Genomic DNA, 12,957 nt, shown 5'->3' with positions numbered 1-12,957 from the left:
AAAAAATGCGAGTAATTAACTCGCATTTTTTGTTTTACGCGTTTATTATCTTTCAAAATAAACTTTTTTGAGAGCTAACTCCAAGCCTCTAAATTCTGCTAAACCTTTTAGCCGACCAATTGCTGAATAACCTGGATTTGTTTTTTTATTCAAATCATCAAGCATTTGATGACCATGATCAGGACGCATTGGAATTAAACGACTATTTCCATTAGCTTTTCGTCTGTATTCTTCCGTTAAGAGCGCTTTGACAACATTAAACATATCCACATCGCCTTCTAAATGTGCCGCTTCGTGAAAACTCAGTGGATTTTCTTCACGACAAGTAGAACGTAAATGTGCAAAGTAAATGCGATCAGAGAATTGTTCCGTCATTTTCACTAAGTCATTATCTGAACGAACTCCATAAGATCCCGTACACATTGTAAAACCATTCGCCGCTAATGGTTGAGTTTTGACAAACCACTGCATATCCTCAATTGTCGAAACAATACGTGGGAGACCTAAAATTGGACGAGGAGGATCATCAGGATGAATTGCCATTTTAATCCCCACTTCCTCTGCAACAGGAATAATCTCATTTAAGAAATACGCCAAATGCGTACGAAATTTCTCTGGCGTGATATTTTGATAACGATCTAGCTGCCCTTGAAATTCACTTAAAGTATAACCTTCTTCCGCGCCAGGCAAACCCGCAATAATATTATTCGTCAATTGTTGAATATCCTGCTTACTCATTTTTTCAAAATAGGTTTTTGCTTGCGAGCACTCTTCAGCAGAATAACTTTGCTCTGCATTTGGGCGTTTTAAAATATATAATTCAAAGGCAGCAAAGGCGATATGGTCGAATCGTAAAGCTTTTGAACCATCTGGCATTTGGTATGCCAAATCTGTCCGAGTCCAATCTAATACAGGCATAAAATTATAACACACCGTATCAATACCACATTTGGCAAGATGACGTAGCGTCTGTTTATAATTTTCGATCCATTGTTGATATTGCCCTGTTTGTGTTTTAATTTCTTCATGAACAGGCACACTCTCCACGACTGACCAAACCAAACCAGCTTTTTCAATATCTGCTTTACGCTTCTCAATCTCTTCCACTGACCAAATTTGCCCATTTGGAATATGGTGAAGCGCAGTAACGATTCCTGTTGCACCTGCTTGACGAATGTCTGCCAATGAAACCGGATCTTGGGGGCCATACCAACGCCATGTTTGTTCCATAAAATTCTCCATTTAAGATTATTTGGCCTGTAAATAATGCTCACTCATCCATCAACATTGATACTTTTCTTTCGCTACCTTTTTAAGGTGAGTTTACTTTTATCAGTTCTTCTAACTATTTTATTGATTATGATTTATAAGATTTATTGATGATATATTCTGGGTACATTCCATATTAATACAATAATCCTTAAATTATTCTTAACAGAGTTATATATGATGTAATATGAAAATAGCTAATTACTTTCCAGAGGCTTATATATCCATTAAATGGAAATCTTAATAACTTAATTGGTGTCACTTAAACACACCCTATTTAAGTTCATCATAAATAAAACAATCAATATTAGTTTTTGAAAAAGCAGTAACGATAAATTCATTATTTACTAGACCGTACTAGATTAACGTAGTAAATATTATTCTTTTGTAAAAACGTTCTTTGATGATTTAAGTTCATATTCCAACAACAACAGGATTCCGATTAAATAAATAACCATCAAAATCAGGATCATCAAGATCAGATAATTCAAATAATTTCTGTTTTACATTTTCAAGATGCTGCCACATGGCTTTTTTAGCAAGCGCAGGATCTTTTCGTTGGATACTATTGAGAATTGCCTCATGATCTTTTAACCATAAGCGACGATAATGATGCACTTTAATATGCGAATGAAGCCCTTTCCACATTGGATTCGAACGATATTTCCATAGATCTTTTTGCATCTGAATTAAAACTTCATTCTGCGTTATTTCAGCAATCGCAGTATGAAATTCTTCATCTTCAGAATAATCATCATTACCACCTTGCTCTAACGTAACATATTCACGCTTTAAAATTTCTTTCAATCGTACAATATCATTACGGTTCGCTTGAATTGCTGCAAATTCGGCAATACTGCTTTCTAATAATTGTCGAGCTTGCAACAATTCAAATGGTCCTACATCTAAATAATCAAAACTATCATTACTGCTTGGTAAATTAATGATATAGACACCAGAACCCTTTCTAACAGAAATTAAGTTTTCTAGCTCCAACATAATTAATGCTTCTCTGACGACAGTACGGCTGACATCAAAACGTTCTGCAATATCACGTTCTGGAGGTAATCGCTCGCCAATTGTATAGATTCCTTTGCGGAGCTCATCTTTCAATAATTCACCAATTTTCTTATAAGATCGTAATGAATAGTTTTCACTCATAATTAAAAAGCCTCAAATATTCCAACAATAACAGTACCAATCTAAATATTGGTATAACAAATTATAATTTAATATAACATACCTACTGCAGTTTACGGATCTCTTCTACAATTTTATATGTGTCAGGATCTGTTTTTTGTAATTCTTCATACATTGGGATAACCGCAGCTTTGAATGTCGACTTATCTACTTCTACAAATGTTGAGCCTTGCTTAATCGCAGATTCTCTTTCTTTATTTTCAGAAGCAACCCAAAGCTCTTGCATTTTAGCAGTAGCCTCATCAGCAGCTTGTTTCAATGCTCGTTGTTCATTTTCACTCAAAGCATCCCATATTTTTGTTGAGATGACTAACACATCAGGCACCATTGTGTGTTCATCTAAACTAAAATATTTAGATACTTCACTATGACGGCTCAATGTATAAGATGGAATATTATTTTCAGCAGCATCAACTACTCCTTGCTGAAGCGCAGTATAAAGTTCACCATAGGCTAATGGTGTTGGGTTTCCCCCCAAGAATTGCACCATATTTACGGCTGTCGGACTAGGCTGGACTCGTACTTTCAAACCTTTTAAATCCTCAGGTGTTTTAATTGGTTTTGATGTATAAAAACTTCTTGCGCCAGCATCTAAGTAAGCTAAACCAATAAAGCCATTTTCTTTTGAAGACTGTAAAATATTTTGTCCAATCGGACTTTCCATCACTTTATAATAATGTTCCTTACTATTAAATAAATAAGGCAAATTATATACGCCATATGGCTTACTAAACGCTTCTAGCTCAGCGGCATTCGATTTTGCTAATGCTAAAGCTCCTTTTTGTACAAGTTCCAAAGATTCACGTTGTGAACCAAGTTGAGCATCCGGGTAGACTCGGATTTTTAGTGCTCCATCTGTTAATGTTTCAGTACGCTTAGCCATGTATTGCAATGCTTCATGAACTGGATGGGATCTATTTTGATTATGGCTTAATTTTAACGTAGTGCTCGCTAACGCATTAAAAGACAATCCTAGAACAACTGTCGTAATCACTGTATTTAATAAGAATCTTTTCATCTTCATCCCCTTTATCATTAAATTCACATCAGACCAAAAAATAATATTTGGCACACCAATATTTGTATTTTTTCGCATTTCAGTCAAAACAATTTATTAAAAAATGAGATAAAGATCACAAAAAAACACAAAATTGGAATTCCAATTATAAAAATGTGACAATGATCTCATTTAAAATGAGAAAATCATTATAGAATTCGTTTCATGTTATAGACTCAAGGGGTTTTTTATGGAAAGATTTTTAAAATTGGTGAACCAAATATTAATCTATTTCTTAGTATCGCTTTCCTCCGTTCTCGTAGCCTGTGTCATTTGGCAAGTTATCTCTCGCTATATTCTCAATGCAGCAAGTATTGTGACTGATGAACTAGCTCGTTTTCTCTTTATGTGGGTAGGTCTTATCGGGGCAGCTTATGCAACGGGGCTAAAAAGACACCTTGCGATTGACTTATTACTCATGAAAAGTAAAGGGAAAAATAAGACTATTCTTGAAATCTTCATTTCTTGTGTGATGCTCTTTTTTGCAGGATTTATTCTCGTTTATGGTGGCGCTAATCTTGCATGGGATACGCATATATCTGGACAAATTTCGCCATCACTTGGTATAGACATGGGAATTATTTACCTTTGTTTACCTGTTTCTGGAGCAATTATGGTGTTCTATATTCTTATAGACCTCGTTTCAAAATTTGATAAAACGGGTCAACAACTTAATTAAGGAGCAATTTACTTATGGAATGGACAAGTATTCTCGCCCTTTTTGGTTCTTTCATTTTAATGTTAGTGCTTTCCGTACCAATTTCTTTTGCGATTGCGATTTCAACATTAATTACAATTATGATTAGTTTACCATTAGATAGTGCCCTAACTGTTGTCACTCAAAAAATGGCATCTGGTTTGGATAATTTTGCGTTGTTAGCAATTCCTTTTTTTATTTTAGCAGGCAATATCATGAATCGTGGTGGCATTGCCATCCGTTTAATTGCATTAGCAAAAGCATTAGGTGCTAGATTACCGGGATCATTATTCCACAGTAATGTACTTGCGAATATGTTATTTGGCTCAATTTCTGGCTCCGCTGTTGCTTCAGCTGCTGCAATGGGTGGGATTATGTCACCTTTACAAAAGAAAGAAGGTTATGATCCTGAAATTTCAGCCGCAGTCAATATTGCATCTTGCCCAACGGGATTACTTATCCCACCAAGTAACACATTAATTGTTTATTCTCTCGTTTCAGGTGGTACATCCATTTCAGCACTCTTTCTAGCTGGCTATTTACCAGGAATATTGATGGGATTAGGCATTATGCTTGTAGCTGGTTTTATTGCCAAAAAGAAAAAATATCCACTTGAACCAAGACCAAGTTGCAAAGACGTCATGTTAAAAACTATTGATGCGCTACCTTCTTTATTACTTATTTTCATTGTCATTGGCGGTATTATCGCTGGAATATTTACTGCAACAGAGGCTTCTGCGATTGCTGTAATCTATACTTTAGTGCTTGCTGTTGGATTCTATAAAGAAGTAAAAATTAAAGAACTCCCTGCGATAATCTTGGAATCAAGTGTAACAACGGCAATTGTTCTATTACTCATAGGCGCTTCATCTGGTATGTCTTGGGCAATGGCAAATGCGGATATTCCTTATTTGATTCAAGATGCTTTACTCGCTGTTTCTGCTAATCCAATCGTTATTATGTTATTTATCACAGTACTCCTACTAATCGTGGGTACGTTTATGGATATGACGCCAGCGGTGTTGATTTTTACACCTATTTTCTTACCTATTGCTATGGAATTAGGTATCGATCCCGTCCATTTCGGGATCATCATGACATTTAACCTCTGTATTGGTATCTGTACACCACCTGTTGGTAGCGCTTTATTTATTGGCTGTTCAGTAGGGCATGTGAGCATTGATCGCGTATTAAAACCGATGCTGCCATTTTTCATTGCGCTCATTGTTACTTTATTAATGGTGACATTTATCCCTGATATCAGCTTATTGCTACCTAAATTATTCCTTAATTATTCACCAATGTAATTAAATCGTTTAGGTAAACATCGAATACTATTATTAATAAGGAAAAATTATGCAAATTCCATTTAATCATCAATTTAAAGACAAAGTTATCGTCATTACTGGCGCTGGCGGCGTATTATGTGGTTTCTTATCTAAGCAACTCGCCAAAACAGGTGCTAAAATCGCCTTATTAGATATTAACCTGGAAATGGCAAACTATTTTGCAGAAGAGATCAATCAATCGGGAGGTATTGCTAAAGGTTATCAAACTAATGTGTTAGAACTCAGTAGCATTCAAGCAACAAATGAGCAAATTAAACAGGACTTTGGTTCCTGCGATATCCTCATTAATGGTGCTGGCGGTAATAATCCTAAAGCCACAACAGATAATGAATTTCATGAATTTGAATTACCTGAAAAAACCAAATCTTTTTTTGACTTAGACAAAAGTGGTGTCGAGTTTGTTTTCAACCTCAATTACCTTGGCACACTTCTTCCGACTCAAGTTTTTGTGAAGGAAATGATAGGAAAACAAGGCTGTTGCATTATCAATATTTCTAGCATGAATGCATTTACCCCACTCACTAAAATTCCTGCCTATTCAGGAGCGAAAGCTGCTATCAGTAATTTTACACAATGGCTTGCTGTACATTTCTCTCATGTTGGTATTCGTTGCAATGCGATCGCACCAGGTTTTTTAGTAAGCAATCAAAATCGTACTTTGTTATTTAATACTGATGGCAGTCCAACAGCACGAGCACATAAAATTTTAACCAACACGCCAATGGGGCGTTTTGGAGAAGCAGAAGAGTTAGTGGGAGGCATTTTATTCTTAATTGATGAACGCTATTCAAGCTTTGTGAACGGCGTTGTCTTGCCTATTGATGGTGGTTTCTCAGCTTATAGCGGTGTGTAATAAGTTATTTTAAGGAGGAAATAAGATGAAATCCTTTCTATGCGAAAACTTCTTACTTTCAACAAGAACTGCAGAAAAACTGTATCATGACTATGCAGAAAATATGCCTATTTTTGATTATCATTGCCATCTCAATCCCAAAGAAATTGCTGAAAATCGACAATTTAAAGATTTATCAGAAATTTGGTTAGAAGGCGATCACTATAAATGGCGTGCAATGCGAACTGCAGGCATTGAAGAACACTTCATTACAGGTTCAGCTACTCATTATGAAAAATATTTAGCTTGGGCAAAAACGGTCCCCCTTTGTATTGGTAACCCCATTTATCACTGGACACATTTAGAACTACGTCGTCCGTTTGGCATTCATAATAAGCTCTTTAATCCTGAAAATGCGGTAACAATTTGGCATGAATGTAATGAAATGTTGCAACAACCCGCGTTTTCTGCACGAGGTATTATGCAGCAGATGAATGTCAAACTCGCAGGAACGACGGATGATCCCATTGATTCTTTACACTACCATAAAGTAATTGCTGAAGATAAAACATTTGATATTGATGTGGTACCAAGTTGGCGACCAGACAAAATTTTTAAAATCGAACTCCCAACATTTAATGATTATATACAACAACTTGCTGAAGTCGCTGATATTGAAATTACTAATTTTTCAACATTACAACAAGCTATTTTAAAAAGGCTTGATCATTTTGAACAACATGGTTGTAAATCTGCCGATCATGGTATTGAAATTGTCCGTTTTGCTGACATCCCCACAGAACAAGAACTAGACAAAATCCTACATCACCGTCGCCAACACCAACCATTGACAGAACTACAAATTGCGCAATTTAGTACCGCAATCTTAGTTTGGTTAGGACAAGAATATCATAAACGTCAGTGGGTGATGCAATTTCATATTGGTGCGATTCGTAATAATAACAGCAGAATGTTTAGACTATTAGGTGCTGATAGTGGTTTTGATTCTATTGGTGATCGTATGTTTGCAGAACCACTTTCAAAACTATTAGATGCAATGGATAAAACCAATCAATTACCTAAAACAATTTTATATTGTTTAAATCCTCGTGATAATGAAGTAATTGGTAGTATGATAGGTAATTTCCAAGGTGATGGCATTGCCGGCAAAATTCAATTTGGCTCAGGTTGGTGGTTTAACGATCAAAAAGATGGCATGGAGCGTCAATTAGAACAACTATCTCAACTGGGATTATTAAGTCAATTTGTTGGTATGTTGACGGATTCTCGTAGTTTTCTTTCTTATACTCGCCATGAATATTTCCGTCGTATCTTATGTGAAAAATTAGGATGTTGGGTTGAAAATGGAGAGGCGCCAAATGACCTAACATTGTTAGGTAATATGGTTCAAAATATTTGCTTCAATAATGCAAAACGCTATTTTAAATAAGGAACATCCATGAAAAAAATAGCAATTATTGGTGAATGTATGATTGAGCTAAATGGTGATGCATTTGGTCACATGTACCAAACCTATGGTGGAGATACACTAAATACAGCAACTTATTTAACGCGTATTACACCATCAACAGCACTTGAAGTACAGTATATCTCAGTAATGGGAACAGATAAACTTAGCCAACAAATGATTGAGCATTGGCAAACTGATGGTATCAATACCAATTGGGTACTGCGTGACCCGAAACGGCACGCAGGTCTCTATTTAATTCAACTAGATACACAAGGTGAGCGAACGTTTTTATATTGGCGTAATCAATCTGCTGCCCGTTATTTGTTACAACATATTGATATTAAAAAAGTATTTGAAGCACTAATAACTGTAGATATGATTTACTTAAGTGGCATTTCGTTAGCCATTTTACCTGATAATGACAGAATATCATTGCTTGCAGAATTAACTGTACTTGCAAAACAAGGCGTAAAAATTGCTTTTGATAGTAATTACCGTCCTGCACTTTGGGAATCACGAGAAAAAACACAAGAAATTTATACCGCACTTTTACCTATCGTTGATCTAGCATTAGTCACATTCGAGGACGAACACGCAATTTGGCAAGATAAAAATGCTATTGATACTATCCATCGTTTAAAACAAATGGGAGTCAAAGACGTCGTCGTCAAACAAGGAAAATCTGGGGCAATTTTCAGTGATCACCATGGCAATCAATGCGTAGTGCCTACACAAGAAGTCAAAAATATTGTTGATACAACTTCCGCTGGCGATGCGTTTAATGCAGGTTTCCTTAATGGCTATTTACAAGGTAAACCATTATATACTTGCTGTGAACAAGGTCATCAATTAGCAAGGCTCGTCATCCAGCACCGAGGTGCAATTATCGACAAATCTGTGACATCTCATCTAATAAACAAATTCAACTAATCATATTTAAGGATTTCTATGAAATATAAGACTGCTCAAATTATTGAAAAGTTAAGAACGATTAAAATTGTGCCAGTTATTGCAGTAGAAGAAGCAGAGGCAATTTTACCCTTAGTAGAGACTTTAGCAAAAAATGGCTTACCTGTTGCAGAGATCACTTTTCGCTCTGCAGCAGCAGAACAAGCGATCCGTTTAGTTCGTCAACATTACCCAGATATATTAATTGCGGCAGGTACGGTACTCACATCAGAACAAGTCATCCAAGCTAAAAATGCAGGTGCTGATTTTATTGTTACACCAGGTTTTAATCCTAACATTGTCAAACTTTGTCAAGCATTACAACTTCCTATTACGCCAGGTATAAACAATCCAATGTCGATTGAAGCAGCGCTTGAAATGGGCATTACAGCAGTAAAATTCTTTCCAGCCGAAGCTTCTGGTGGCGTAAGAATGATTAAAGCCTTACTGGGTCCTTATGCACAATTACAAATCATGCCAACAGGGGGAATTGGTTTACATAACATTCAAGAGTATTTAGCAATCCCAAATGTTGTCGCTTGTGGTGGTTCTTGGTTTGTAGAGAAAAAATTAATTCAAGAGAAAAATTGGGAAGAAATTGGACGTTTAGTTCGTGAAGTTTTAGACAAAATTAAGTAATGACCCTATCAAATAAAAATGCGAGTAATTAACTCGCATTTTTTGTTGTCTGTTATTCGACTTAGCTAGCGAATTTCGCCTTTAAGACGTCTAATAATTGATCTTTGGCAATCATTTCTTTTTCACCAGAACGACGATATTTATATTCAATTTCGCCTTTCTCGAGATTTTTCTCACCAATCACGATCATATGTGGCACGCCGATCAATTCCATATCCGCAAACATCACTCCGGGACGCTCTTTACGATCATCAAAAATCACTTCCACGCCTTGGGCAGTTAACGTGCGGTATAATTCTTCCGCAAATTGTTGCACGCTTTCGGATTTATGCATATTCATCGGCACAATCGCCACTTTGAATGGGGCAATATTGTCTGGCCAAATAATGCCACGCTCATCATGATGCTGTTCAATCGCAGCCGCAATCACACGGGTGACACCAATCCCATAACAGCCCATAATCATGGTTTGCGGGCGACCATCTTCACCCTGTACAGTGGCGTTCATTGCCGCAGAATATTTGGTGCCTAATTGGAAAATATGCCCAACCTCGATACCACGTTTGATTTGTAGCACACCTTTACCATCTGGACTTGGATCGCCTTCCACTACATTACGCAAATCGGCAATGTGTGGCACAGGTAAATCACGTTCCCAGTTAATACCAAAATAATGTTTGCCATCTTGATTCGCACCGGCTGAGAAGTTATCCATATTTGCCACCGTGCGATCAATCACAATCGGCATTGGTAAATTGATTGGACCTAATGACCCCGTCCCCGCGCCAACTACTGCACGAATTTCTTCGTCTGTGGCGAATTGTAATGGGCTTGCCACAATATCGACTTTTTCCGCTTTAATTTCATTCAGTTCGTGATCACCACGTACTAACAAGGCCACTAACTTGTGACCACTTTCTTCCGTCGCGTGGACGACTAAGGTTTTGACGGTTTTTTCAATCGGTTGATTGAATTGTTCTACCAATTCCGCAATGGTTTTTGCATTAGGCGTATCCACGACACGTAATTCTTCTGTTGCCGCACCACGTTCACCTAATGCCACCGCTTCGGCAAGTTCAATGTTTGCGGCAAAATCTGACTCGGTGGAAAACACTACATCATCTTCACCACTTTGTGCTAACACTTGGAATTCATGAGATGCACTCCCACCAATTGAACCTGTATCCGCTTGCACTGCGCGAAAATCTAACCCTAAGCGGTTAAAAATATTCGAATAGGTTTCATACATCACATCATAGGTTTTTTGCAAACACTCATGAGTAGTATGGAAAGAGTATGCATCTTTCATCACAAACTCACGCGAACGCATTACGCCGAAACGTGGACGAACTTCATCACGGAATTTGGTTTGAATATGATATAAATTCAATGGTAACTGCTTATAAGAACTCAATTCACGGCGCACTAAATCGGTAATCACTTCTTCATTGGTTGGTCCAATCACAAAATCACGCTCGCCACGATCTTTAAAGCGCAATAACTCAGGACCATATTCTTCCCAACGACCAGACTCTTGCCATAATTCTGCTGGTTGCGTGACCGCCATTTTCACTTCTAACGCACCGCTTTTATCCATTTCTTCACGGATAATCTTTTCTACTTTATTTAAGACACGCAACCCGGTCGGCAACCAAGTATAGAGCCCCGATGCTAACGGACGAATCATACCCGCACGTAACATTAATTGATGGCTAACAATACTCGCCTCAGCAGGCGTTTCTTTTAAGGTTGAGAATAAATATTGACTTGTACGCATTGAGATACCTATAAATGAAAAACGGTTTATAAATCGAAAAAATTGTGCGTTAGTTTATCACTGTGTGGGGTTTGCACAAAGAGTTATACGCAAATTTGCACATAAAAATGTAGAATGAAATCGCCTGTGAATACGACTTTTTTCTCCTTGGATAACTCTGTTTTCAACAGATAAAAAGAAGGCAATAAAAATAGGTTAAATGAGAGGTATCACTTAACCTATTACTTGATTTTACGAGACAATTAATAATGTTGTTGTAAAAGTACTAAATAACGCTGATAAACTCGCTCATATTCTACCGCACTTTTTGGATTAGGTTGTACAAGAGATGTCGTATCAAGATGCACAAAGGCGTGACATAAATCAGCTAAATCCCCTTCACCATTCGCCCACATGGCTTGGATTGCGCCACCGAGTGCAGCGGCTTCGTCTTCTTTCAAACAAACCACTTCAGTATTCATGATATCCGCAATCATTTGACGCCATACCGCACTTTTCGCTCCCCCGCCAATTAAACGGATTTGTGAAGTCGATAAGCCGGCTTGACGGAATAAATCTAAGCCGTAACGTAAAGTAAAACTGGCAGCTTCCATCATCGCTCGGCATAAATTCGGTTGGGTAAAATTAGCAGCATCTAAACCTAAGATACTGGCTTTCGCTTGGGGTAGTGGAGGCACACGCTCACCGTTGAAGAAAGGCAGAATCGTTATACCTTCTGCGCCAATTGGGCTTTGTTGAATGAGTTCGTTAAATTTAGCCACATCAATCTGTAATAAATCCATCAGATTTTTATTGGCAGAGGTCATGTTCATCACACAAACCAAGGGTAACCAACCGTCTGTACTTGAACAGAAATTGGCAATTTCCATCGGTAAATCCGTGAGTGGTTTATCGGTATAAGAATAGAGTGTGCCAGAGGTGCCTAAACTCATCGTTACAATACCTTGCTGAATATTGCCCGTCCCAATCGCCCCCATCATATTATCGCCACCACCCGTGGACACAATAACATTTTCTGATAAGCCTAATAGGGCGGCAATTTCAGCACGTACCTGACCAATCTTTTGTTGGGCAGAACGTAATGGCGGTAAAACTTGATGTGGGTCTAATTCTGGCGCCAGTAATTTAAACGCCTCGAGATGCCACTGACGTTGCACCACATCAAAATAACCTGTCCCTGAGGCATCACCATATTCCATACAAAAATGTCCCGTTAGCCAATAATTCAAATAATCATGTGGGAGCATGATTTTGGCTATACGACGATATTGTTCAGGATACTGCTTTCTAAACCATAAAATTTTTGAGGCGGTATAGCCTGTTTGGGGCATGATACCTAACTGTGAGAACGCTTTTTCTTGACCGCCCAACAATCGGATAAATTCCGCATTTTCAGCCGTAGTTTCGGTATCACACCAAAGTTTTGCATTGTATAACGGTTGATCATTGTCATCTAACAGCACCAAACCATGCTGTTGCCCCGATACCCCAATCCCTTTAATCAAGTGCGGTTCGATTTGGGCGAGTTTTATCGCTTGTTGATATGCGCTGACTAAGGCGTCCGTCCACCATTGAGGCTGTTGTTCACGGCGACCTTCACTATTTTCAATGATCGTATGCGACGCATAGCCCACACCAATCACCTGTCTCTGCTGGCTATCTACCACGATGACTTTAGTACCTTGTGTACCACAATCAATGCCAATATACATTGCTTG

At 37.8% G+C, this 12,957-nt stretch carries 11 protein-coding genes; 6 read left to right on the top strand and 5 right to left on the bottom strand.

Annotated features, from left to right (window positions below; genetic code table 11):
- Positions 1-45: 45 nt before the first annotated feature.
- The 3 genes from uxuA to KPF51_RS10525 form a co-directional block, all read right to left on the bottom strand.
- Positions 46-1,230 (bottom strand): mannonate dehydratase, encoded by a 1,185-nt coding sequence (uxuA, locus tag KPF51_RS10535; protein WP_061406290.1) that lies wholly within the window; start codon positions 1,228-1,230, stop codon positions 46-48.
- A 453-nt stretch (positions 1,231-1,683) separates the two neighbouring features.
- Positions 1,684-2,430, bottom strand: coding sequence for an FCD domain-containing protein (locus KPF51_RS10530; RefSeq protein ID WP_005752716.1), 747 nt, complete (start codon positions 2,428-2,430; stop codon positions 1,684-1,686).
- 82 nt (positions 2,431-2,512) lie between these two features.
- Positions 2,513-3,487: a TRAP transporter substrate-binding protein gene (locus KPF51_RS10525; RefSeq protein ID WP_005754898.1), complete on the bottom strand. Its 975-nt coding sequence runs from the start codon at positions 3,485-3,487 to the stop codon at positions 2,513-2,515.
- Positions 3,488-3,716: 229 nt separating this feature from the next.
- On the opposite strand from KPF51_RS10525, the gene KPF51_RS10520 reads away from it, so the two are divergent.
- From KPF51_RS10520 to KPF51_RS10495, 6 genes are read left to right on the top strand one after another with little or no spacing between them, the layout of a single operon-like run.
- Positions 3,717-4,205 (top strand): TRAP transporter small permease, encoded by a 489-nt coding sequence (locus KPF51_RS10520; RefSeq protein ID WP_014668376.1) that lies wholly within the window; start codon positions 3,717-3,719, stop codon positions 4,203-4,205.
- A 14-nt stretch (positions 4,206-4,219) separates the two neighbouring features.
- Complete coding sequence (locus KPF51_RS10515) at positions 4,220-5,530, top strand: TRAP transporter large permease (RefSeq protein ID WP_005754902.1); 1,311 nt, start codon at positions 4,220-4,222, stop codon at positions 5,528-5,530.
- A 49-nt stretch (positions 5,531-5,579) separates the two neighbouring features.
- Positions 5,580-6,425 carry an SDR family oxidoreductase gene (locus tag KPF51_RS10510; protein ID WP_005719861.1) on the top strand — a complete coding sequence of 282 codons (846 nt, stop codon included), beginning with the start codon at positions 5,580-5,582 and terminating at the stop codon, positions 6,423-6,425.
- 25 nt (positions 6,426-6,450) lie between these two features.
- Positions 6,451-7,854: a glucuronate isomerase gene (uxaC, locus tag KPF51_RS10505; protein ID WP_005754904.1), complete on the top strand. Its 1,404-nt coding sequence runs from the start codon at positions 6,451-6,453 to the stop codon at positions 7,852-7,854.
- A gap of 9 nt (positions 7,855-7,863) precedes the next feature.
- Complete coding sequence (locus KPF51_RS10500) at positions 7,864-8,805, top strand: sugar kinase (protein ID WP_014326486.1); 942 nt, start codon at positions 7,864-7,866, stop codon at positions 8,803-8,805.
- 18 nt (positions 8,806-8,823) lie between these two features.
- Complete coding sequence (locus KPF51_RS10495; protein WP_014668378.1) at positions 8,824-9,462, top strand: bifunctional 4-hydroxy-2-oxoglutarate aldolase/2-dehydro-3-deoxy-phosphogluconate aldolase; 639 nt, start codon at positions 8,824-8,826, stop codon at positions 9,460-9,462.
- A gap of 61 nt (positions 9,463-9,523) precedes the next feature.
- On the opposite strand, the gene proS is transcribed toward KPF51_RS10495, so the two are convergent.
- Complete coding sequence (gene proS / locus KPF51_RS10490; protein WP_005723980.1) at positions 9,524-11,239, bottom strand: proline--tRNA ligase; 1,716 nt, start codon at positions 11,237-11,239, stop codon at positions 9,524-9,526.
- Positions 11,240-11,481: 242 nt separating this feature from the next.
- Positions 11,482-12,951, bottom strand: a complete 1,470-nt coding sequence (gene xylB, locus KPF51_RS10485; RefSeq protein ID WP_061406291.1) for a xylulokinase — start codon at positions 12,949-12,951, stop codon at positions 11,482-11,484.
- Positions 12,952-12,957 lie beyond the last annotated feature (6 nt).

Source organism: Pasteurella sp. XG20 (assembly GCF_018968665.1).
GTDB lineage: Bacteria > Pseudomonadota > Gammaproteobacteria > Enterobacterales > Pasteurellaceae > Pasteurella > Pasteurella multocida.
This window is presented reverse-complemented; position numbering and strand designations above follow the sequence as displayed.